We start from the raw sequence: 23,312 nt of genomic DNA, 5'->3' as shown, positions 1-23,312 counted from the left end.
GCAACGAAAAACGCGCCCGAAGGCGCGTTTGGATCGTCGAAGCGACTGCGCTTACTTCGCGACGACGCGGACCATCTCGAGGCACTTGTTCGAGTAGCCCCACTCGTTGTCGTACCAGCTCACCAGCTTGACGAAGGTGCCGTCCAGCGCGATGCCGGCGTCGGCGTCGAAGATGGAGGTGCGGGCGTCACCGCGGAAGTCGGTGGCGACCACCTTGTCTTCGGTGTAGCCCAGGATGCCCTTCAGCTTGCCTTCGCTCTGGGCCTTCATCTCGGCGCAGATCTCGGCGTAGGTGGCCGGCTTTTCCAGCTCGCAGGTCAGGTCGACCACGGAGACGTCGGAGGTCGGCACGCGGAAGGACATGCCGGTCAGCTTCTTGTTCAACTCGGGGATCACCACGCCCACCGCCTTGGCCGCGCCGGTGGAGGAGGGGATGATGTTTTCCAGGATGCCGCGGCCGCCGCGCCAGTCCTTGTTGGACGGGCCGTCCACGGTCTTCTGCGTCGCGGTGGCGGCGTGCACGGTGGTCATCAGGCCGCGCTTGATGCCCCACTTGTCGTTCAGCACCTTGGCCAGCGGGGCCAGGCAGTTGGTCGTGCAGGAGGCGTTGGAGACGACGGCCTCGCCGGCGTACTTCTCGTGGTTCACGCCGAACACGAACATGGGCGTGTCGTCCTTGGACGGGGCGGACAGGATGACCTTCTTCGCGCCGGCCTGGATGTGCTTCTGGCCGCCTTCCTTGGTCAGGAAGATGCCGGTGGACTCGATGACGACGTCGGCGCCGACTTCGTTCCACTTCAGGTTCGCGGGGTCCTTCTCCGCGGTCAGGCGGATCTTCTTGCCGTTGACGATCAGCGTGTTGCCGTCGACGGCGATGGTGCCCTTGAAGCGGCCGTGCACCGAGTCGTACTGCAGCATGTACGCCAGGTAGTCCGGCTCCAGCAGGTCGTTGATGCCAACGATCTCGATGTCGGAAAAGTTCTGCACCGCCGAGCGCAGCACGTTGCGGCCGATGCGGCCGAAGCCATTGATGCCTACCTTGATCGCCATTGCACTATCTCCTGGATGAACTAAGAAACCTCGTCAGGCGCGCTGCAGGGCGGCGCGCACGGTATCAGCCACATTCTCCGGCGTGAAGCCGAAGAGCTTGAACAGGACATTGCCCGGAGCCGACTCGCCGTAGTGGTCGATGCCCACCACCGCGGCGCAGCCGTACTTCCACCAGCCGTCCGTCACGCCTGCCTCGACGGCGATGCGCGGGATGCCAGTGGGCAGCACGCTTTCCTTGTACTCGCGGTCCTGGCGGTCGAAGGTGGTGGTGCTGGGCATGGAGACCACACGCACCGCGATGCCGTCGGCGGCCAGCAGCTCCTGCGCCTTCAGCGCGTGCTGCACTTCGGAGCCGGTGGCGATGATCACCGCCTGCGTGCGCTTCTTCGCGCCCACTTCGCGCGGCTCGGCCAGCACATAGCCGCCGCGGGTGATGGGCTCCAGCGCCGCCTTCGGCGCGTAGGGCAGGTTCTGGCGCGACAGCAGCAGCGCGGTCGGGCGGTCCTGGTTTTCCAGTGCCACGGTCCAGGCGATGGCCGTTTCGGCCGTGTCGGCCGGACGCCAGACGTCCAGGTTCGGGATCAGGCGCAGGCTGGCGGCGTGCTCGATCGACTGGTGCGTCGGGCCGTCTTCGCCCAGGCCGATGGAGTCGTGCGTGAACACGTGGATCACGCGGCGCTTCATCAGCGCCGCCATGCGGATGGCGTTGCGGCTGTAGTCGCTGAAGGTGAGGAAGGTGCCGCCGTAGGGAATGAAGCCGCCGTGCAGGGCGACGCCGTTCATGATGGCGGCCATGCCGAACTCGCGCACGCCGTAGTTGATGTGGCGGCCGATCTTGCCATCCGTCTTGACGACGTCGCCCGATTGGTCGAAGCGCAGCGGCAGCGTGCTCTTGGTGTTGGTGAGGTTGGAGCCGGTCAGGTCGGCCGAGCCGCCCAGCATCTCGGGCAGGGCAGCGGTCAGCGCTTCCAGCGCCAGCTGCGAGGCCTTGCGGCTCGCCACGGTCTCGGCCTTCGCATGGGCGGCCGTCGTCATGTCGGCGGCGATGTCGGCGAAGTTGGCGGGCAGCTCGCCCTTCATGCGGCGCGTGAATTCGGCGGCCAGTTCGGGGAAGGCAGCGCGGTAGGCGGCGAAGCGCCCGTTCCACTCGCTTTCCAGCGTGTCGCCCTTGGCGCGGGCATCCCACTCTTCGTAGACGGCCTGCGGCAGTTCGAAGGGCGCGTGCTCCCAGCCGATGGCGGTACGCGTCAGCGCCACTTCCTCGGCGCCCAGCGCTTCGCCGTGGGCCTTGGCGGTGTTGGCGCGGTTCGGCGAACCCTTGCCGATCTGCGTCTTGGCGACGATCAGCGTCGGCTTGTCGGCGCTGTTCTTGGCGTCGGCGATGGCGCGGTCCATCGCTTCGATGTCGTGGCCGTCCACCGGGCCGATCACGTTCCAGCCATAGGCGCGGAAGCGCTCCGGCGTATTGTCGATGAACCAGGGCGCGACCTGGCCGTCGATGGAGATGCCGTTGTCGTCGTAGACGGCGACCAGCTTGTTCAGCTTCCAGGCGCCAGCCAGGGCGCAGGCTTCGTGGCTGATGCCTTCCATCAGGCAGCCGTCGCCCAGGAACACGTAGGTGTGGTGGTCGACGATGCTGTGGCCGTCGCGGTTGAATTCCGCAGCCAGCAGCTTCTCGGCCAGCGCAAAGCCCACGGCATTGGTGACACCCTGGCCCAGCGGGCCGGTGGTGGTCTCGACGCCGGGGGTGACGTCCACTTCGGGGTGGCCGGGGGTCTTGCTATGCAGCTGGCGGAAGCCCTTGAGCTCGCCGATCGGCAGGTCGTAGCCGGTCAGGTGCAGCAGCGCGTAAAGGAGCATCGACGCGTGGCCGTTGGACAGCACGAAGCGGTCGCGGTCGAACCACTTGGGGTTCGCGGGGTTGTGGCGCAGGTGGCGGTGCCACAGAGCTTCGGCGATGTCCGCCATGCCCATGGGCGCGCCGGGGTGGCCCGAGTTCGCTTGTTGCACGGCATCCATGGCAAGCGCGCGGATCGCATTTGCCATCAGGGAATCGTTGGACATCGGGGGCTGCTCCGGGGGTAGGTCAGGGGAAACCCGCGATTTTACTTGGACCCCGGACCGTGCCTTTTCCCACAGGCCATGCCCCCTGGATGCCCTACATTCAGGCCATGAAGGGCCTGCACCTCACCGCCGACCTGTACCGCTGCCGCTGCGACGAAGCGTGGCTGACGGATCCGCAGAAGCTGGGCGCATGGTGCGTGGCCGCCGTGCAGGCCGTCGGCCTGCAGGCCGTCAACCAGTTGTTCCACGCCTTTCCGGCCACAGCCAAGGGCAAGGGTGGCGTCACCGCCACCGTGCTGCTGGCCGAATCGCACGTCTGCCTGCACACCTGGCCCGAGGAGAAAGCCGTCACCTGCGACGTCTACGTCTGCAACTTCAGCGGCGACCACACGGCCAAGGCACGCGGGCTGATGTTCGCGCTGGTGAACCGGTTCCAGCCGGAATGGACGGAGCAGCGCTCGCTCGATCGCGGGGAAGAAGAAGCATGATGAAAGCGCAGGCGATGATCCTCGCGGCGGGGCGGGGGGAGCGGATGCGCCCGCTCACCGACAGTTGTCCCAAGCCGCTGCTGCAAGTGAAAGGCAAGCCGCTGCTCGGATGGCACCTCGAAGCGTTCGCCCAGGGCGGATTCAGCGAGGTCGTGATCAACACCGCCTGGCTCGGCGAACAGATCGAACAGCACTATGGCGAAGCCGCGGAAGGCCTGCGGATCCAGTACTCCCACGAAGGCCGCGACTTCGGTGGCGCGCTGGAGACGGCCGGCGGCATCGCCCGCGCCCTGCCCGTGCTGGACGACCCCTTCTGGCTGGTGGCAGGCGACGTCTACATGCCCGGCTTCCGCTTCGAGCATGTCAAGCTGGCGCGCTTCGCCTCCTCCGGCAAGCTGGCCCACCTGTTCCTCGTGCCCAACCCGGAGCACAACCCCAAGGGCGACTTCGGCCTGTCCGCCGACGGCCTGGCGCTCAATGAAGCGCCGCAGCGCCACACCTACTCCACCACCGGCCTGTTCCGCCACGAACTCTTCGCCGGCCTGCCCGCCGGCAACCCGCAGGGCCTGAAGGTGGCGCTCGCGCCGCTGCTGCGCCAGGCCATCGGTCAGGAGCTGGTCAGCGCCGAGCTCTACACCGGCCCCTGGACCGACGTGGGGACGCCGCAACGCCTGGATTTCCTCAACCGCCACTGAACCCTATAGTTCAGCTGGAGGGCGGCGGCGGGAGACGGCATGCCCGCCGGAAATGAGGGAACAACAAGCATGGTGAGCTGGAGCGACCTGGGCGCCAGCCTGCGGGCCAGTCCGCGGGTCGCTTTGCGCTGGGACCTTGTGTGGGTGGTCGCCCGGCGCCTGTTCTTCTCCCGCGTCTCCTTCGGCTATGCGCTGGCCGTGCTGTTGCTGTTCCTGGCCGGCCGCATCCTGTTCGACCTCACCGAAGAAGGCCAGGTGCCGGCGCCGCTGGTCGCCCTGCTGCTCGCCGGCCCCGCCATCTTCGCGGTCGCCTCCGCTTTCCTGGTGCCCTGGGCCTGCTGGGTGCTGATCCCGGCGGTCTCGCTGGTGCTGCCCGAACACATGGCGCTGCCACCGCCCCAAGTGGACGAAGAGCCTCCATTCACCCAGTACCTGCTGTGGGCGGTGCCGCTGGTCGGCTCGGCCCTGCTGCTGGCGGGACTGTCCTTCGTGCCCTGGCTGGACCACGGCTGGGCGGGTTGGGTGTTCGCCTTCGCCTGCTCCGTCGTGCTGGGACTGGCGGCCCTGACGCTGTTCACGCGCACCGCGCTGGCCGCGCACTACGAGGGCGAGGAGATCCGGGCCTTCCTGCGCGTCACGCGCCGGCCGCGCCGCTTCCTCGTGCTGCCGGTGGCGCTGGCCATCGGCTGGGGCGCCTGCGCCCTGCTGCGCCTGGTCGATCGCGTCCTGCCGGACCCGCCCTTGCTGGCCTGGATCGCGCTGGACCTGCTGATGGCGCTGCTGGCCCTGCTGGCGGCCATCACTTGCACAGGCGCTGTGCTGCGCTCCGCCGGGCGCCTGCAGGACGTCGAGAGCGACAACAGCTCCGCCGCGAACAGCACCCAGGCGACGACGATGGATTCCGAAGGGCCGCGCTTCTACGTGCCGACCCGGCCCATGGTGATCCCGCGGCGACCGCGCCGCGGGCGCAAGCCCAAGGCGCGCCTGAGCTGGATCGGGTCCACCTTGCGCATCACGGGCGTGTTCGCTGCGCTGGCCGGCGCGGCCTATCTCGCGCGGCTGCCGCTGGCGGACTGGTACCTGGCGCACGATCCGGCCTATGTGACGGCAACCGAAACGCTGGACCGCATGCACGGCGACACCGGCCACCGCTTCGGTCCCATCCTCGACCCGAACGTGCTGGAACAGCGGCTGCGCGCCGGCTACATCGTCGCGGGCTGCAACGGCGACCTGGAACGCGCCGGCCGGCTGGAGTGGCTGGGCGTGCCGCAGGACGTCGACCACATGCGGCTGCTGGCCTGCGCCGCCTGCAACTACCAGAAGGAGGCCGCGGCCTGGGTGCTGGAAACCCAGCCGACGCTGCGCCCGGGCCTGGTGGTGATGGCCAGCAACGGCGACCGGCGCAAGCCGCGCAGCGCGCTGTCCTGCGCCGCCCGCAACAACGACCTGGCGCTGGCGCGCCAGCTGCTCGCCCGCGGCGCCCGCGTGCGCGACCTGGACGGACCGTATTCCGCGGTGGCCGTGGCCGCCGCCCAGCAGAACTGGGAGATGGTGCGCCTGCTGCTGCAGAAGGACCCCGCCGCCGCCGACGCCGCCACCTTCGCCGGCCTGGACGCTGCCTACGCGCGCGACCCCAACCGGCCGGCCGAGGTGCTGCCGCGCCTGCTGGCGCCGGGCAGTGACCTGCGTGCCGTCGACCGCCAGGGCCGCAACCTGTTCCACTGGGCCGCCATGCGCCACGACCTGGCCACCGCCCGCGAACTGGTGCAACGTGCACGGCCCGACGCCGTGCAGCAGGCCCTGCAGCGCCCCGACCGCCAGGGCGCGCTGCCCTGGATGTACGTGCTGCGCAAGGCGGAACGCGACGCCCAGCCGCTGTCCGCGGATGCGGCGGAACTGCTGCACCTGCTGCTGCCCCCGGGCGCCGACGTCAACCAGGCCTTGCCGCGCAGCCTGGAGCCTATTCCGGGCGACAACTTCCCGCCCGGCTGGAGTGCCGGCGCCGCCTCGCTGAACCTGCCGGCGGCGCGCGCCGTCCTGGGACCGGAGCTGGATTTCGGCCTGCTGCCGGAGGATCCGTCGCGCTGGTGGAACTTCGCCGGCGCCGCCCAGGCCGAGGATTTCGTGCGTGGCCTCAGCCCGGCGCAGCTGGATCGGGTGGAGCATCCGCAGGCGCCGTCCGGCCTCGAGCCGCGCAGGCTGTCCGATGCGCTCGCCGAAGCCGGCTGGGGCGAGCTGGCGGCCCAGGTGCGCAAGGCCCAGCAGGGCCATCGCGGGGCACCCGCCCACCGGGCGGAACCGCCACAATCACGTCCATGAACACCACCGTTCCCACCTCGGTCTACGCCCAGCGCCGCGCCCGCATGGCGGCCCAACTCGGGGCCAACGGCATCGCCCTCATCCCCACGGCGCCGGAGCGGCAGCGCAACCGCGACTCCGACTTCCTGTTCCGGCACGACAGCTACTTCTACTACCTGACCGGCTTCACCGAGCCGAACGCGTGGCTGGTGGTCACCGGCGACGGCCGCAGCACGCTGTTCTGCCAGCCCAAGGACCTGGAACGGGAGATCTGGGACGGCTATCGCCTGGGCCCCGAGGCCGCGGTCGGCGCGCTGGGCGTGAACGCCGCCTTTCCCGTCAGCGAACTGGACGCGCAGTTGCCCAAGCTGCTGGAAAACCAGGAAACGGTCTGGTTCCCCTTCGCCACCCACACCGGGCTGGAACAGCGGGTGGCCGGCTGGCTGAACCAGGTGCGGGCCCGCGTGCGCTATGGCGCGCTGTGCCCGGAGCAGCAGCGTGACCTGTGCGCCGTCCTCGACGAGATGCGCCTGGTGAAAGACGCCCACGAGCAGGACATCATGCGCCGCGCCTCCGCCATCAGCGCGCGCGCCCACGTGCGGGCCATGCAGACCAGCGCCCGCATGCTGCGCGAAGGCCGCGACGTGCGCGAGTACCACCTGGACGCCGAACTGCTGCACGAATTCCGCGCAGGCGGCTCGCAGTACCCGGCCTACGGCTCCATCGTGGCCGCCGGCGCCAACGCCTGCGTGCTGCACTACCGCGCCGACGTGGCGCCCGTGCGCGCCGGCGAGCTGGTGCTGATCGACGCCGGCTGCGAGCTCGATGGCTATGCCAGCGACATCACCCGCACCTTCCCGGCCGACGGCAAGTTCACCGGCCCGCAGCGCGCGCTGTACGACATCGTGCTGGCTTCGCAGGAAGCGGCCGCGGCCGCCACCCGGCAGGGCGCCCGCTTCACCGACCCGCACGAGGCGGCCGTGAAGGTGCTGGCGCAGGGCATGCTGGACGTCGGCCTGCTGGATCGCGACAAGGTCGGCTCGCTGGAAGACGTGATCGAGCAGCGCGCCTATTTCCCCTTCTACATGCACCGCACCGGCCACTGGCTGGGCATGGACGTCCACGACGCCGGCAGCTACGTCGAGCCGGGGCAGGCGGGCGAGGTCAGCGAACGGCGCGACCCGCTTTCGGGCGAGGTCATCAAGAACCGTCCGAGCCGCATCCTGCAGCCGGGCATGGTGCTGACCATCGAGCCGGGCATCTACGTGCGCCCAGGCGTTGGCGTGCCGGAGCAGTTCCACAACATCGGCATCCGCATCGAGGACGACGCCATCGTCACGGCCACCGGCTGCGACCTGATCACCCGCGGCGTGCCGGTGAAGGCCGACGAGATCGAAGCCTTGATGCGCGGCTAGCCGCGCGGTGCCGCCCGGCGCCCCTTAATCCCCCTCCCTAAGCACCCCTGCTGTCGTTCAGGCTTTAGGCTCAAATTTCGGCACCCAAAACTCCCAAGTTGCCACAAAATGTCAATTGGGAGCCCGCCGGGCGTGACTTACTGCACAGGAACTGCTTGGCACGGCAGTTGCCTTGAGTTACCTCGCGAGGTGAAGTCATGAAAAGCAAGGTAGGGTTCAAGCAAAAGCGGCAGCAGGGGTTCACGCTGGTCGAATTGATCATCAGCATGTGCATCCTTGCCGTCCTGTCGTCGATCGCGCTGGCGCAGATGCGGGACTACACCCGCAGGGCGCGCATTTCCGAAGTCGTCATGGCCGGCACCAACTGCAAGACGGCGGTCAGCGAAAACTACCTGGTGCGCGATAGTGCGCCCAACCCCGGCAGCTGGGGCTGCGAAAGCCCGACCGCCGGCACCAACTACGCCAGCTCGGTGAAGACCTCCTCGAACGGCGTGATCCAGGTGACGATCCAGAACCTGGACGGCCTGGTGGACGGCCGGCACATCTACCTGATCCCGACCCGTGTCGACGGCGGGTTCATGACCACGCCCAACGACCTGGGCAAGAGCGTGCGCGGCTGGACCTGCGGCTCCGACTGGCAGCCGGTGCGCAATGCGCTGCCAGGCAACTGCCATTCGGACACGACCGGCGTCTCTTCGGACACCTACCAGTAACCCACCGGCCGCGGAGAGCCCGCAAGGCGCACCGCGGCTCCCGGCATGCTCACTCGCCTCACCCCGGCCCCGGGCGTGTGCGAGCTCCGTCTCGACCGCCCCGAGCGCCTGAATGCGCTCACGCAACCGCTCGCTTCCGCGCTGCTGGAGGCCGTGTGCGCCGCGCAGGAAGACGAGTCCGTGCGCGTGCTGTTCCTCACCGCAGCAGGCCGTGCCTTCTGCGCCGGCAAGGACCGCGACGAGCCGCCCACGCCGGAATTCGTGGCAGTGCTGCAGCAGCTGGCCGCGGCCTGGGTCGATGGCGCGAAGCCGGTGGTCGCCGCCTGCCAGGGTTGGGCCGTCGGCGCCAGCCTGGAGCTGCTGCTCGCCTGCGACATCGTGGTGGCGGCGCGCGATGCGCGCTTCCAGCTGCCTGAGGTGAACGTCGGCCTGTTCGGCACCGGCGGCGTGTTCGCGCTGTTGCCGCGCAAGGTGGGCCTCGCGCGCGCCAAGGGTGCGCTGCTGCTTGGGCAGCCCCTTACCGCCGAAGAGGCGGAACGCTGGGGGCTCGTGTGGAAGCTGGCGGAGGACGCGCGGGAGGAAGCGCTCGCCATCGCCACGCAGCTGGCGCAGGCCGACCCCACCGTCGTCGGCGAGATCAAGCGCTTGCTGCACAAGGAAGCGCTCGGGACTTTCAGCTCCGTGCTGGCCCGCGAAGCACAGGCGCACGGGCGGCTTGGTCACTAGCTTCGCGCGCCGGCGCGGTGCCCGAGGGTGAACGCCTCCTCGAAGATCGAATAGCCCGCCCAATCGCCGTGCGCGTACTGCATCCGCGCCGAATCCGGCGGCGCAGTCCATGCACTGATGGCCCCCGGCACGGGAATGGGCATCGCATGCCCATGCCGCGCGACCTCCACGTGGGTGAGCCTGGCACGCAGGTCTGGATGCGGCACCGAGAGCTCCTCCAAGATGCGGTCGCGCCACTGGGTCCACGGCGCGGAAAGCAGCTCCGGCCGCGCAGCCTCGCCGGGTGCGCAGTACCAGGTAAGCACGGTGGGCCCGGGCACGGGGTTCAGGTCCTGGTGGGTGGCGACCACGTAGCCCAGGCTGCCGGCGCCGTACAGGACGTTGTCCCAGCAGGCCGGCATGCCCGGCGCTTCGGCGAGCGGCCCTGACAAGTGCAGGTTGGCGACCACCCAGGGCGCATAGCGCGTGCGGGCGGCCAGCGCCTGCAACGGCGCCGGCGGCGACTCGACGACGCGGGCCGCGACAAAGGCGGGCAGCGCGACGATGCAACGCTGTGCCAGCCAGCGCTCCACGCGCTGCGCCTGGGTGTCCAGCACGTCCACCGCCACGCCGTTCGGCCGCTCCGAAATGCGCAGCACCAGCTGGCCGCCACGGAAGCGGTCGCCCAGTGGCGCGGCCAGCGCATTCACCAGCCAGCCGTTGCCCTCGGGCCAGGTGAGCAGCTGCTCGCGCTCGCCGCCTTCGTCCGCGCCCGGCGGATGGAAGCCGTGGCGCGCGGCGAAGTAGTGCAGGCCCGCCCAGGCCGCGACCGTCGAGAGCCCGGCGCCGAAGTCGTCGCGGCAGCAGTAGTCCAGGTACCAGCGCAGCTGCGGGTCGGTGAGTTCCTGCCGGTCCAGCCATTGCGCGAAAGTCTCGCCGTCCCAGGCGCGCAGGCCCACGTGGCTGCGCTGCGGGATGCGGAAGGCGCCGGTCTTGCGCGCCGCCTCCACTTCGCACGCGAAGCGCTGGTAGTGCGCCAGCGTCGACGCGCCGACGCCGTTCAGGGGCAGCAGGCCGTCCTGCCAGCTGCCCTGGAAGAACAGGCGCTCCTGCGGCGCGTGGCACAGGTGGCGTTCGTCGTACTGCCAGCGGCCGGCGACGCGCTTGCGCAGTCCCAGTTCCTCCAGCAGCTGCTGCACCTCCGGGGCATCGTCGGAAGGCACCGGCAGGTAGTGCGCACCCAGCGGGCAGCCGATGCCCTTCACTTGCGAGCCGCGCGCATTGCCACCGGGCTGGTCCTCGAGATCCAGCAGCACGAAATCCTCGACATGGCGCTGGCGCAATGCACGAGCGGCGGCCAGGCCGGCGATGCCCGCGCCGGCGATCACGACGTCGGCCCGGCGCGAGACGGCCGGCTCCGGCGCGCTCTTCAGGTCGCGCAACACGTGGCCGCGCGTGAAGCTGGCGCCGGCGAAGCCGCCGGTGACCTCGGGCGGGCGCTCGCAGCCGGCGAGCGCCGCGGCCCCCGCAAACAGTGCGCCGCGGCGCGTGATGCTCACGGTCCGACCTTGCCCCACTCGCGCTCGTAGGTCGTCACGAGCACCTGGTTCGAGAGGCGGTTCACTTCCGCCGGCACCCGTTGCATGTCGCGCGGGAAGTCGAACAGCGAGGGCAGGCCAGCCACCGTGAGGAAGCGCAGGCCCTCGGGCAGCGCCTGCGGCGCATGCCAGGGCCGCCGGCTGGCCAGCACGTAGCCCCATTCGCCGAAGCTGGGCACGTTGGCGTGGTACGGGTAGGCCGTGAGCCCCACCGATTCCACCGTCCTCACGACGGTCCAGAAACTCTGGCGCGCGATGAGCGGCGAGGTCGTCTGGATCACGGCGTAGCCGCTGGCCGCCAGCCGCTGCTCCAGCAGCGCATAGAAGGAGTTCGTGTACAGCTTGCCGATGGAGAAGTTGGTCGGGTCGGGGAAGTCGACCACGATCACGTCGAACGGGTCCTGCGCCTGCTGCAGCCACTGGAAGGCATCGGCATGCACGATGTGCACCTTGGGCGAAGTCAGCGAACCGCCGTTCAGCGCCACCAGCCGCGGGTCGGTGGAGAACAGCCGCGTCATGTTCGGGTCGAGCTCCACCAGCGTGATGCTCTCCACCTGCGGATAGCGCAGCAGCTCGCGCACCGCGAGCCCGTCGCCGCCACCCAGCACCGCGACGCGCTTGGCCGCGCCGTGCGCCGCCATCGCCGGATGCACCAGCGCCTCGTGGTAACGGTATTCGTCCGACTGGGCGAACTGCAGGTTGCCATTGAGGAACAGGCGCATGCCCATGCGGCCCTGCGTCACCACGATGCGCTGCCAGGTCGAAGTCTCGGCAACGACGATCTTGTCCTGGTAGAAGTGGTCTTCGGCCAGCGAAGTGATGCGCTCGGAGCCGGCGAAGGCCGCGCCCAGCACGCCCAGCGTCAGCAGGCAGGCGAGAACATGTGCCGTGAGGCGCCGCAGCTCGTGCCGGAACAGCCACAGCGCCCACAGCGCGACGAAGGCGTTCATCAGCCCGAACAGCAGCCCGGTGCGGATCAGTCCCAGCTGCGGCACCAGCAGCAGCGGGAAGGCCACGGAAACGGCGAGGGCGCCAAGGTAGTCGAAGGTGAGGACCTGCGAGACCAGCTCGCGCAGCGCGACGTTGCGCTTCAAGATGCGCATCACCAGCGGAATCTCCAGCCCCACCAGCGTGCCCACCGCCAGCACCAGCGCGTACAGCAGCAGGCGGAAGGCGCCCGGCTGCCAGGCATGCGTGAGAAACAGCGCAGCCGGCAGGCCGCCGCCCACCACCGCCACCAGCAGTTCGATGCGCAGGAAGTGCGCCGGCAGCTGGCGCTCGAAGAAGCGCGACAGCCACGAGCCCACGCCCATCGCGAACAGGTAGGCGCCGATCACGGTGGAGAACTGCAGCACCGAGTCGCCCAGCACGTAGGAAGCCAGCGCGCCGGCCGCGAGCTCGTACACCAGGCCGCAGGCGGCGACCACGAACACCGAGGCGAGCAGCGCCACTTCCAGCGGGCGCGGCGCGGCCTGTCTATCCATGCACGGCCGCCGCCACGATGATCGACACCCCCAGCGCCATGGCCGCGACCACGATGGCCAGTGCCACGTTGTGCTTCTCCACCAGTTCCTCCCACAGCTTGTAGGGCGTGAGCTTGTCGATCAGGACGAAGCTGCCCCAGAACATCACCACGCCGATCAGGGCGTAGACGATGGAGCCGAAGAAGGCGCTCGGTTTGAGCCAGTCGAGATCCATGGTCACCTCCTAAGAGTCATTTGTGCGAGCCCCCGCTGGACCAGCCGCCGTTGCTGGAACTCGGGTGCGAAGAGCTGTAGCCGCTGCCGCCGCCGCGCCAGCCATCATCCTCGCAGGCCTTCAGCACCACGAGCAGGATGATGACGAGGATGACCAGCACGATGATGGTGGCGCAGCCACAGCCGGTGCCCGTGCCCTTGGGCGTCACCGGGCCGGCGTCGCCGCCGCGCTGCAGCAGCTTGCGGTCCAGGCCGAAGGCCTTGGCCACCGTGTCGGCTTCCACCTGGCTGCCGATCGACCAGGTGACTTCGCGCGCCGTCTTCTCCGACGCGAGCAGGCCCTTGCCCTTGGCGTAGTCCTGGTTCCAGGTGGCCTGGCCGCGTTCCACCGGCCAGTAGAACTCGCCGGCCACGTAAGTGGTCTGGGCCTTGTAGGCGTACTGGCGCTCGTAGACGGTGCCGAGATAGGTGGCGCACGATTCGCCCGCGGTCAGCACCGGCGTGCCGGTGACCGTCTTCACCAGGCTCCAGCCCTCGGTGGTGTCGACCAGGAAGCTGAAGCCGCGCTGGCGGTTGTAGAGCAGGTACTCGTCCCAGCCGAAATGCTCGTCCGGGTCGTCCGGCTCGGTGCCCAGGCGGTGCTGGTAGCCCACCACCTGCCACTGCACGCCCTGCAGGAGGCCGCTGGCGCCCAGCGGGACCAGCGGCTGCACCGGCTCGTCCTGCAGCGCGTGCGCCAGCTGGCCGCCGGTGCCTTGCAGGAGGTCGATGATGGCGTTGCAGGAGCGGCAGGTGATGCTCTTGCTGGTGGCGGCCAGCTGCACGTCGACGGTGGCGCCGCAATGGGGGCAGTTGAACTGGCGGCCGCCCTTCAGCTCTTTCGCGCTGTCCTCGCGCAGCCCGGTGAGCTGCAATTCCTCCAGCGCCACCGGGCGGCCCAGCGCCAGCTGCGGCGGCTGGCTGCCCCAATCGATCGACAGCACCTCGTTGTCGGTGCTGCGCAGCTCCACCACCGGGAAGGGCTGGTTCAGCGGCGGCAGCTTGGGTAGCTCGCCCTGGGCGGCGACCAGCGCCGCCTGCTCGGTGGCGGCCACGCGCCAGCTGTGGCCGTCGATCGCGGTGGCGCTGTCCAGGCGCAGGAAGCGCGGCTCGGGCAGCGGATGCTGTGGCACGTAAGGCTGCGCCATGACGTAGCCGCCGTTGTCCTCCGCCAGCCAGCCGGTGCGGCCGTCGTCGAACAGCATGTGCCATTCGGTCCAGGCGCCGCTGCCGCCGCGGTACTGCAGGCGGCCGACCAGCGTGAAGCCCTGGCCGTGCCAGCGGCCGCGGGCCTGCAACTGCAGCGGCGAGAAGTCCTCGAACAGCTCCGCGACCTTGCCGATGCGCGAGAGCGTCTCGCCGTCGCGCACGACGGCGCTGTGGCAATAGGAGCAGACCGCGAACGCCGACTGGGCGCTGCGGAACTCGACCGGCGCACCGCAGCCGGGGCAGGGGGCCGTGTAGGAACGCGAGGGCGACGCCAAGGCCGCTTACACGAGCTTCTTCAGCAGTTCCGCCTTCTTGGCGTCGAACTCTTCCTGCGTGAGGATGCCCTTGGCCTTGAGGTCGCCGAGCTTTTCGAGGGTGGCCATCACTTCCTCGGGCTTCACCGCCGCGGCCGGCCCCTGCTGCAGGCCTTCCTGCAGGTTCTTCGCCAGCACCTGGCCCAGCGCCAGGCCGGCGCCCAGGCCCATGGCATCGCCGGCCACTCCGCCACCGCCCTGGCCGGCCGCGCGGGCCAGCTCGGGCACGGCCTGCGCCGTCTGGTACTGCATGAACTTGCCCATGTCGCCGCCGACCATGCCCATGCCGATGCGCTGGTCCAGGACCTTCTGCAGTTCCTCGGGCAGCGACAGGTTCTGCACGGTCATCGCCTCGAGCTTGAGGCCGATCGCCTCGAAGGCGGGCCCCAGCTCCTTCAGCAGCGCGTTGGCGAATTCCACCTGGTTGGCCGCCAGGTCCAGGAAGGGCACGCCGCTCTGCGCGATGGCGTCGGAGATGTGCTGCAGGATCAGCCCGCGCAGCTGGCCTTCCAGTTCGGCCACCGTGTACAGCTCGCGGGTGCCGGAGATCTTGGTGTGGAAGGCACGCGGGTCGGCGATGTCGTAGGCGTAGTTGCCGAAGGCGCGCAGCCGCACGGCGCCGAAGTCCTTGTCGCGGATGGTGATGGGCTGGGGCGTGCCCCAGCGCTGGTCGACCTGCTGGCGCGTGCTGAAGAAGTAGACATCGCTCTTGAACGGCGACTCGAACAGCTTGTCCCAGTTCTTCAGGTAAGTCAGCACGGGAATCGTGCGCGTGGTGAGCGTGTAGGTGCCCGGACCGAAGACGTCGGCGATCTTGCCCTCGTCGACGAACACCGCCATCTGCGACTCGCGCACGGTCAGCGATGCGCCGTACTGGATTTCCATCCCCGCCATCGGGAAGCGCCAGCTCAGCACGCCATCGACGTCCTCCGTCCACTGGATGACGTCGATGAATTGCTTCTTGATGAAATCCATCAGCCCCATGTCGCGGTCCTCTCCAGATCCTTCTCTTCTGCGGGCCATGATAGCGGCAGGCCGCGGCGCCGCCCGCATTTCGGGGGCTTCCATCGTCCGTTTTCATGAACTTTTGGACACGGGCCGGGTCCCATCCCTCCCCCATGCAGAAGCAACCCGACTACATCCAGGAAGACACCCCCGGCGGCGTGCCGGTGAAGATGTGGACGCGCGGCGTCCCCGTCGAAGACGAAGCCCGGCGCCAGCTGGCCAATGCGGCCCGGCTGCCGGTGGTGTTCCGGCACGTGGCCGCCATGCCGGACGTGCACTTCGGCATCGGCGCCACGGTGGGCTCGGTGATCCCGACCTTGCACGCCATCATCCCGGCTGCCGTGGGCGTGGACATCGGCTGCGGCATGATCGCCTGCAAGACCACGTTGAGCGCGCAAGACTTGCCGGACAACCTGGGACCGCTGCGCACGGCGATCGAGCGCGCCGTGCCGCATGGCCGCGCCCCGGGCGCACGCGATCCGGGCGCGTGGCAGAAGACGCCGGGCGCCGTCGATACGGCCTGGGCCCAGCTGGAACCCGAATTCGCCGAGCTCTGCCGCGACCACCCGAAGCTGGCGAAGACCAACCACCACATGCACCTGGGCACGCTGGGCGGCGGCAACCACTTCGTCGAGGTCTGCCTCGACGAGCAGGGCAGCGTCTGGTTCATGCTGCATTCGGGCTCGCGCGGCGTCGGCAATGCGATCGGCACGATGTTCATCGAGCTGGCGAAGCAGGACGCGATGCGCAACAACGCCAACCTGCCGGACCGCGACCTCGCCTATTTCGAGGAAGGCGCGCGCTATTTCGGCGACTACGTGCGCGCGGTCGGCTGGGCGCAGAAGTACGCCAAGGCCAACCGCGAGGTGATGATGCGCCGCGTGCTCGAAGCGGCGAAGACCGTGATCCGCAAGCCCTTCCAGTCGCACACCGAGGCGGTGAACTGCCACCACAACTACGTGCAGAAGGAGACGCACTTCGGCGCCGATGTCTATGTCACCCGCAAGGGCGCGGTGAGCGCGAAGAAGGGCGAACTGGGCATCATCCCCGGCAGCATGGGCGCGCGCAGCTACATCGTGCGCGGCAAGGGCAACCCGGAGAGTTTCCAGAGCTGCTCGCATGGCGCCGGCCGCACCATGAGCCGCGGCGAAGCCAAGCGCCGCTTCACGCTGGCCGACCACCGCGCCGCCACCGCGGGCGTCGAATGCCGCAAGGACAAGGACGTGATCGACGAGACCCCGGCGGCCTACAAGGACATCGATGCGGTGATGAAGGCGCAGGAAGACCTGGTGGAGGTCGTGCACACGCTGAAGCAGGTCGTGTGCGTGAAGGGCTAGGCTCCTTTAAACGCGGAAGACGCAAAAGTACGCAGAAAGCGCAAAAGGCCTTTTGATTTTTTCTGCGGCTTCTGCGTAACCTCTGCGTCTTCTGCGTTCTTCCTCGAGGCGCGGCGCGACTACACCAAGTTGCGCAGTTCCCGCAGCGCCACCGACAGCATCGCGAGATCGCCGACCGGCTGCTCCCGCAGTTCCTGCAGCAGCTGCTGCGCCCGCTCCAGCGCCTGCCGGTTGCCGCTTTCCCACGCGCCGAGCACCTGCGACGCGTCGCCCTGCTGCCGCCCCAGCGCCTCCTGCGCGATCGAACGCTGCAGGTCGGTCAGGTCGTCCGCCAGCGCCAGCTTGGCCAGGTTCTGCCAGTAGCTTTCGGCCGGCAGCAGTTCGATCTGGTGCCGCATGCGGTCCAGCCCGACGCGCTCGCCGACGCCGCCGTGCACGTCGGCCACCAGCTGCAAGGGCAGCTTGCCGGCCTCGGCGATCTCCGCGATGTCCAGCGCGCTGAACCAGCCTTCGGCGCCGTCCACCTGCACGGCAAGTGCCTGCGGCACGCCGGCCTGGATCCACAGCGCCGCGCGCGAGCCGGGCTCGCCGGCCTGCTCGATGCGGGCCCGCAAGGCCTGCACCGCCGGCGCGAAGCGCGCCACCTGCTGCTCGGTCGACTCGCTGAGCCGGCGCGAACGCAGGAACCAGGTGGTGCCGCGGGTGATCAGGTTGCGCAGCGCCAGCACCATCTCCGCCTGCGTGGCGTCCGGCACGTGGTTGTCCAGCTTCTCGATCTCCTGCCACAGCGGCACCAGCCCGAACACTTCGCGCGTAGCCAGGTAGGCCCGGACGATCTGCGGCGGCTTGGTGCCGGTGATCTCCGCCAGCCGGTGCACGAAGGTCGGCCCGACACGGTTGATCATGCTGTTCAACACGTGCGTGGCGATGATCTCGCGCTTCAGCGGATGGCGCGGGATGTAGGCCGCGAATTTCTCCTTCAGCAGCGCCGGGAAGTAGCGCTCCAGCGCCTTCGCCACCCACGGGTCTTCCGGCAGGTCCGACGCGATCAGTTCGTCGTTGAGCCACATCTTGCTGTAGGCCAGCAGCACGGCGCGTTCCGGCGAGGTCAGGCCCAGGTTCTTCGCCTTGCGTTCGGCAAGTTCTTCCTCGCTGGGCAGGAATTCGATCGCGCGATCGAGCTCGCCGCTCTTTTCCAGGAAGCGCATGAAGCGCGCCTGTTCGTCCAGCTGCCGGGGCGCGGTGCGCCCGCCGATCGACAGCGCCTGGGTCTGGAAGTAGTTGTCCCGCAGCACCAGCGCCGCGACGTCGTCGGTCATCTGCGGCAGCAGCGCGTTGCGCTGCTTCTCCGTCATCTCGCCGTCGCCCACCGCCAGCCCCAGCAGGATCTTGATGTTGACCTCGTGGTCCGAGGTGTCGACGCCGGCGGAGTTGTCGATGGCGTCGGTGTTGATCTTGACGCCATGCAACGCCGCCTCGATGCGTCCGCGCTGGGTGAAGCCCAGGTTGCCGCCTTCGGCCACCACCTTCACGCGCAGGTCTTCGCCGTTGATGCGCACGGCATCGTTGGCGCGGTCACCCACGTCCGCATGCGATTCGGTTTCGGCCTTCACGTAGGTGCCGATGCCGCCGTTATAGAGAAGGTCTGCCGGAGCCTTCAGGATCGCCGTCACCACTTCGGCCGGCGTCAGGTGTTCAGCGGTGATGCCGAGCGCCGCACGCGCCTGCGGTGACAGCGGCACTGATTTCTCGGTGCGGGCCCAGATGCCGCCGCCTTCGGAAATGAGCTGGGTGTCGTAGTCGCCCCAGGACGAGCGCGGCAGCTGGAACAGGCGCTCGCGCTCGGCGAAGGAGCGCTGCGCATCCGGCTCCGGGTCGATGAAGACGTGCCGGTGGTCGAAGGCCGCGATCAGCCGGATGTGCTTCGACAGCAGCATGCCGTTGCCGAACACGTCGCCCGACATGTCGCCGACGCCCACCACCGTGAAGTCGGTGGCCTGCGTGTCCATGCCCGTCTCGCGGAAGTGGCGCTTGACGCTTTCCCAGGCGCCGCGGGCCGTGATGCCCATGGCCTTGTGGTCGTAGCCCTGGCTGCCGCCCGACGCGAAGGCATCGCCCAGCCAATGGCCGTACTCAGCGCTGATCGCGTTGGCGTAGTCGGAGAAGGTCGCCGTGCCCTTGTCGGCGGCAACCACCAGGTAGGGATCGTTGTCGTCCCTGCGCACCACCATCGGCGGCGGCACGGCCTGGCCGTTGACCAGGTTGTCGGTCAGGTCCAGCAGGCCGCGCAGGTATTCCTGGTAGCAGGCCACGCCTTCCTTCATGAAGGCTTCGCGGTCGCTGGCCGGCGGCGCCTTCTTCAACACGAAGCCGCCCTTCGAACCCACCGGCACGATGACGGTGTTCTTCACCATCTGCGCCTTCACCAGGCCCAGCACCTCGGTGCGGAAATCGTCGGGGCGGTCGGACCAGCGCAGGCCGCCGCGCGCCACCTTGCCGCCGCGCAGGTGGATGCCCTCGAAACGCGGCGAGTAGACGAAGATCTCGTACAGCGGCTTCGGCGCGGGCAGGCCCGGCACCTGGTGCGAATCGAGCTTGAAACTGAGGAAGCTGCGGCGCGCGCCCGGCGCGCCACTGGCGCCGACGCCGGTGCGCCAGAAGTTCGTGCGCAAGGTCGCCTGCACCAGCGCCAGCAGTTGGCGCAGCACGCGGTCTTCCGACAGGTTGCTGACCTTGTCCAGCGCCTGCTCCAGCGCGTTCACCTGCGCCTGCGCGCCGGCCTCATCCAGCTGCCGCGGGTCGAAGCGCAGGCGGAACAGCGAGACCAGCATGCGCGCGAGGCGCGGATGGTTGGCCAAGGTCGCCGAGATGGTGGCCTGCGAGGCCGCGAAGCCGATCTGCTTGAGGTACTTGGCATAGGCGCGCAGCACCACGATCTCTTCGGCGGACAGGCCGGCCAGCAGCACCAGCCGGTTGAAGTCGTCGTTCTCCACTTCGCCGCGGAAGACGCGCGCGAAGGCGTCCTCGAACAGGCGGGCCAGCGCCTGCGGCTCGGTCTCGGACGGCACCTGCGCTTCCAGCTCGAAGTCGTGCACCCACACGGCTTCTTCCTCGTCGGCCGCGGCGACGCGGTGGTTGTATTCGCCGAGCACGCGCACGCCCATGTGCTCCAGCATCGGCAGGCTGTCCGACAGGATCACCGGCGTGCCCAGGTGGTAGACCTTCAGGCCCAGGCGTCCTTCACCGGCGCCCAGTGGCGAGTACAGCGCCAGGTCCAGCGGATGGCTGGCGCTCAGGCCCGCCATCTTGCGGATGTCGTGCACCGCGGCGCGTGACGCAACGCGTTCGCGATAGGAGCCCGGGAAGGCGTGGCTCCAGCGCTTGTCCAGCGCCAGGCCGTTGGCCTCGCCCTCGCTTTCGACCAATGCATCGCGCAGGTCGTCTTCCCAGCGCCGCGCCGCCGACGCCAGCTTGCGTTCCAGCTCCTTGCGGTCGATGGCCGGCATGGGATTGGGCGCGACCCGCACGGTGAAGTGGATGCGCGCCAGCTTGCCGGTGAGCTGCACTTCGAAATCGAGCTGCGTGCCACCCAGCTCCTGCATCAGGATGCGCTGGAACTTCAGCCGCAGCTCGGTGGAGAAGGATTCGCGCGGCGCGAACACCAGGCAGGACACGAAGCGGTCGAAGGGGTCGCGCCACAGGAACAGCCGCAGGCGGTGCCGCTCGCCGAGCGCCAGGATGCCCAGCGCCGTGTCGTACAGCTCGTCGGCCGGAATCTGGAACAGGTCGTCGCGCGGATACGTCTCCAGCGTGTGCTGCAGCGCCTTGGACAGGTGGCCGCCCGGCGCCAGGCCAGCGCGCTGCTGCACGTCGCGCACCTTCTGCCGCAGCAGCGGGATCTCGTCGACGCGCGCCGCATAGGCGGTCGAAGTGAACAGGCCGATGAAGCGGTGCTCGCCGATCACCTGGCCCTGCGTGTCGTAACGCTTCACGCCGACGTAGTCGGTGTAGCCGTCGCGGTGCACGGTGGCACGGGTGTTGGCCTTGGTGACGATCAGCACCGGCAGGGGCGCCCGGGCCAGCGCGCGCGCCGCCGGTTGCAGCGCGGCGAAGCTGGCCGACAGCGGCTCGTCTTCGCGTTCGCGCAGCAGGCCCAGGCCGGTGCCCGGCACCAGCCGCAGCGCCGTCTGGCCGTCCTGCTCCACCAGGTCGTGCTGGCGGTAGCCCAGCAAGGTCATGTGGTCGTCGCCCAGCCATTGCAGGAAGGCGCGCGATTCGGCCACCTGTTCCGGCGGCAAGGTGGTGGGCGCGCGGCCCAGCTCCGCCTCGGCTTCGTGCAGGCGGCCGAGCATGTCCTTCCAGTCGGCCACCGACGCGCGCACGTCGGCCAGCACGCGCTCGATGCCTTCGGCCAGGCGCGTGCGCTGCTGCGCGTCGACCAGCCGGTCGATCTCGATGTACATCCACGATTCGCGCGGCAGCTGCGGCGCGTCACGGCGCGGGTGGATCGCCTTCAGCACGCCCTTGGCGTCGCGCTCCACCGCGTAGATCGGGTGGATGATCAGGTGGGTGCCGTGGCCCTGGCGCGCGATCTCCATCGAGACCGAGTCCACCAGGAAGGGCATGTCGTCGTTGACCACCTGCACGACGGAATGGCGCGAGCCCCAGCCGTCCTCGCCCGGCGACGGGCTGAACACCCGCACCTTGGGCACGCCCGGTTTGCGCTGCGCGCCGAACTGCCAGTGCGACAGCAGCGCGCCCAGCAAATCCTCCGCGGTGCGTTCGCTCAAGTCTTCGAGGTCGACCTGCGCGAAATATTCGTGGGCGAAACCGGCGATGGGCTGGCGCTCGGCGGGCGGTTGCCGGTCGGCGGCCAGCGCCAGCACAGCGGCCACTCGTTCTTCGCGCTGCATCTCGGTGGAAGCGGCCATGGATGCGTTCTCCTTTGACGCCGACAACTGTAGGTCGTCCAGGGGAAATGGGGCAAATGCCGATGCGTCGGAGACCTATGCGCACCTTGCATAAAGAGCCGGGCTCGGCTGACGCCGCACCCAGCCTACGATTTGGTAGGAGCGCCCATGACCGTGTGCACGGCATTCATCAGCGCCTCGGGTTCGAAAGGCTTGGTGACGTAGCCGTCGGCGCCCCCGGCCATGCCCTTGAGCACGGCCTCGCGCGTGGCCTTGCCCGTCAGCATGATCACCGGCACCGTCTTGAAGGCGTTGTGGCGGCGCAGGCTGGCCAGCACCTCGAAGCCGTCCACGTCGGGCAGCACCACGTCGAGCAGCACGAGGTCCGGCACCGGCGGCTTGCGGAATTCCGCCAGCACCTCCTGCCGGTTCGTCGCCACGCGCACCGTGAAGCCTTCGAACTGCAGGTAGCTGCTGACGAAGCCCGCGAGGTGGGTGTCGTCCTCGACGATCGTCGCCGTCTTGGCCCGGCCGGCCACGGGCGCGGCGCCCGGGCGCGGACGCGCGATGCGCACGAAGTAGCCGGAGCGTTTCAGCGAGCGCACGCCGGCATCGGCTTCGTCCGTGCCCTTGGCCTGGGCGAAGTTGTCCAGTTCCGACTGCAGCTGCAGCGCGAAGGTATCCAGCTGCACCGGCTCGATCAGCTTGCTGACGCGCAGGTGGTGCAGCGAGCGCTGGAATCCCGGTTCATCGAGGTTCACCATGCCGGCGCGCAGCTGCGCCACGCTCAGCGAACCGTCGATGCGCACCAGCAGTTCGAGCTCCACCGGAGGCAGGGTGGTGGCGCCGCTGTGCAGCTCGTCGCGGCCGCGATCGGTCAGTCCGAAGATTTCCTGGTCGTTCATGTTCAGTGCGAAGGATGCATCAGGCCGGCGAGCCCGTGTGAAACTTGGCGCAAGACGGCTCCGCAACTCGGCCGTAGCGAAGGGCCGCTTGCTAAACTGCCGAGCACGCTTCCCATGCTACTGGATTGAAGGAGGAGAAGAAAATGAGCAAATTCCTGGGCCTCGTCCGGTGAGCGCCACCTTGCATGTCGAGGAGACCGCCTTCGGGAAGTGGTTCCTGAAGACCGAGACCTGGCGCGTGCACGTGCTCGAGCGCGCGATGGCCGACCTGGTGCGGCTGATCCCCGAGCGCCAGGCCAGCTACGGCGTGGTGGTGGATGTGGGTTGCGGTTCCGGCTATTCGCTGCCCAAGCTGGCCCAGCGCTTCGCGCCGCGCGAGCTGGTGGGCGTCGACATCGACCCGCAGATGCTGGCCCTGGCCGGCGCCGAGGCCCGTGCCGCCGGTGTCGGTGTGCGGCTCGCCGAAGCTTCCAGTTCCCGCATGCCGCTGCCCGATGGCTACGCCGACCTGCTGTTCTGCCACCAGACCTTCCACCATCTCGTGGAGCAGGAAGAGGCGCTGGCGGAATTCCTGCGCGTGCTGAAGCCGGGCGGACTGCTGCTGTTCGCGGAGTCGACGCGGCGCTACATCCACTCGTGGATCATCCGCGCCCTGTTCCGCCACCCCATGGAAGTGCAGCGCACGGCGCCGGAATACCTGCAGATGCTGCGCAGCGCGGGCTTCGTGGTGCCCGAGGCTTCGATCTCCTATCCCTACCTGTGGTGGAGCCGCGGCGACCTGGGGATCCTGGAGCGCTGGTTCGGCGTGCAGCCGCCGAAGGAACGGGAAGAGACGCTGCTGAACCTGGTGGCGGTGAAGCCGGCCTGACG

Annotated in this window: 17 protein-coding genes; 8 read left to right on the top strand and 9 right to left on the bottom strand. The window is 69.0% G+C overall.

Going from position 1 to position 23,312, the window contains the following annotated elements; genetic code table 11:
• Positions 1 to 51 precede the first annotated feature (51 nt).
• Positions 52 to 1,050, bottom strand: a complete 999-nt coding sequence (gap, locus tag HHL11_RS02525; RefSeq protein ID WP_169416825.1) for a type I glyceraldehyde-3-phosphate dehydrogenase — start codon at positions 1,048 to 1,050, stop codon at positions 52 to 54.
• Between the two features lie 33 nt (positions 1,051 to 1,083).
• A complete protein-coding gene (gene tkt / locus HHL11_RS02520; RefSeq protein WP_169416823.1) occupies positions 1,084 to 3,114 on the bottom strand; it encodes a transketolase in 2,031 nt (676 codons plus the stop codon).
• Positions 3,115 to 3,221: 107 nt separating this feature from the next.
• Between tkt and HHL11_RS02515 the strand changes: the two genes are divergently transcribed.
• The 6 genes from HHL11_RS02515 to HHL11_RS02490 all read left to right on the top strand — a co-directional run bounded on the left by HHL11_RS02515 (position 3,222) and on the right by HHL11_RS02490 (position 9,449).
• Positions 3,222 to 3,602 carry an S-adenosylmethionine decarboxylase family protein gene (locus tag HHL11_RS02515; protein WP_169416821.1) on the top strand — a complete coding sequence of 127 codons (381 nt, stop codon included), beginning with the start codon at positions 3,222 to 3,224 and terminating at the stop codon, positions 3,600 to 3,602.
• Entirely contained in the window at positions 3,599 to 4,297 is a 699-nt protein-coding gene (murU, locus tag HHL11_RS02510; RefSeq protein ID WP_240979990.1) for an N-acetylmuramate alpha-1-phosphate uridylyltransferase MurU, read from the top strand. Before HHL11_RS02515 ends, murU begins: the two co-directional genes overlap by 4 nt.
• A 69-nt stretch (positions 4,298 to 4,366) precedes the next feature.
• Positions 4,367 to 6,616 (top strand): ankyrin repeat domain-containing protein, encoded by a 2,250-nt coding sequence (locus tag HHL11_RS02505; RefSeq protein ID WP_169416819.1) that lies wholly within the window; start codon positions 4,367 to 4,369, stop codon positions 6,614 to 6,616.
• A complete protein-coding gene (locus HHL11_RS02500) occupies positions 6,613 to 8,010 on the top strand; it encodes an aminopeptidase P N-terminal domain-containing protein (RefSeq protein WP_169416817.1) in 1,398 nt (465 codons plus the stop codon). The genes HHL11_RS02505 and HHL11_RS02500 overlap by 4 nt, the downstream gene beginning before the upstream one ends.
• Before the next feature lie 197 nt (positions 8,011 to 8,207).
• The gene (locus tag HHL11_RS02495) at positions 8,208 to 8,723 is read left to right on the top strand and encodes a pilin (protein WP_169419881.1); all 516 of its coding nucleotides are present in this window, start codon (positions 8,208 to 8,210) and stop codon (positions 8,721 to 8,723) included.
• Between the two features lie 45 nt (positions 8,724 to 8,768).
• A complete protein-coding gene (locus HHL11_RS02490; protein ID WP_169416815.1) occupies positions 8,769 to 9,449 on the top strand; it encodes an enoyl-CoA hydratase/isomerase family protein in 681 nt (226 codons plus the stop codon).
• Here the strand turns inward: HHL11_RS02490 and HHL11_RS02485 are convergent.
• The 5 genes from HHL11_RS02485 to HHL11_RS02465 are packed head-to-tail and all read right to left on the bottom strand — an operon-like array spanning position 9,446 to position 15,269.
• Complete coding sequence (locus HHL11_RS02485; RefSeq protein ID WP_342593163.1) at positions 9,446 to 10,987, bottom strand: FAD-dependent oxidoreductase; 1,542 nt, start codon at positions 10,985 to 10,987, stop codon at positions 9,446 to 9,448. The genes HHL11_RS02490 and HHL11_RS02485 overlap by 4 nt on opposite strands.
• A complete protein-coding gene (locus tag HHL11_RS02480; protein ID WP_169416813.1) occupies positions 10,984 to 12,510 on the bottom strand; it encodes a polyamine aminopropyltransferase in 1,527 nt (508 codons plus the stop codon). Before HHL11_RS02480 ends, HHL11_RS02485 begins: the two co-directional genes overlap by 4 nt.
• A complete protein-coding gene (locus HHL11_RS02475; protein ID WP_169416811.1) occupies positions 12,503 to 12,724 on the bottom strand; it encodes a DUF350 domain-containing protein in 222 nt (73 codons plus the stop codon). Before HHL11_RS02475 ends, HHL11_RS02480 begins: the two co-directional genes overlap by 8 nt.
• Before the next feature lie 16 nt (positions 12,725 to 12,740).
• Complete coding sequence (locus tag HHL11_RS02470; RefSeq protein ID WP_169416809.1) at positions 12,741 to 14,246, bottom strand: DUF4178 domain-containing protein; 1,506 nt, start codon at positions 14,244 to 14,246, stop codon at positions 12,741 to 12,743.
• Between the two features lie 6 nt (positions 14,247 to 14,252).
• Positions 14,253 to 15,269 carry an SPFH domain-containing protein gene (locus HHL11_RS02465; RefSeq protein WP_169416808.1) on the bottom strand — a complete coding sequence of 339 codons (1,017 nt, stop codon included), beginning with the start codon at positions 15,267 to 15,269 and terminating at the stop codon, positions 14,253 to 14,255.
• Between the two features lie 134 nt (positions 15,270 to 15,403).
• Between HHL11_RS02465 and HHL11_RS02460 the strand changes: the two genes are divergently transcribed.
• On the top strand, positions 15,404 to 16,627 hold the full coding sequence (locus HHL11_RS02460; RefSeq protein WP_169416806.1) for an RtcB family protein: 1,224 nt from the start codon (positions 15,404 to 15,406) through the stop codon (positions 16,625 to 16,627).
• 119 nt (positions 16,628 to 16,746) lie between these two features.
• Here HHL11_RS02460 and HHL11_RS02455 read toward each other — a convergent pair whose 3' ends face one another.
• Positions 16,747 to 21,558: an NAD-glutamate dehydrogenase gene (locus HHL11_RS02455; protein ID WP_169416804.1), complete on the bottom strand. Its 4,812-nt coding sequence runs from the start codon at positions 21,556 to 21,558 to the stop codon at positions 16,747 to 16,749.
• A 125-nt stretch (positions 21,559 to 21,683) separates the two neighbouring features.
• Positions 21,684 to 22,442: a response regulator transcription factor gene (locus HHL11_RS02450; RefSeq protein WP_169416802.1), complete on the bottom strand. Its 759-nt coding sequence runs from the start codon at positions 22,440 to 22,442 to the stop codon at positions 21,684 to 21,686.
• A 169-nt stretch (positions 22,443 to 22,611) separates the two neighbouring features.
• On the opposite strand from HHL11_RS02450, the gene HHL11_RS02445 reads away from it, so the two are divergent.
• A complete protein-coding gene (locus tag HHL11_RS02445) occupies positions 22,612 to 23,310 on the top strand; it encodes a class I SAM-dependent methyltransferase (protein ID WP_342593162.1) in 699 nt (232 codons plus the stop codon).
• Positions 23,311 to 23,312: the final 2 nt, after the last annotated feature.

The organism is Ramlibacter agri (assembly GCF_012927085.1).
GTDB classification, from domain to species: domain Bacteria; phylum Pseudomonadota; class Gammaproteobacteria; order Burkholderiales; family Burkholderiaceae_C; genus Ramlibacter; species Ramlibacter agri.
This window is presented reverse-complemented; position numbering and strand designations above follow the sequence as displayed.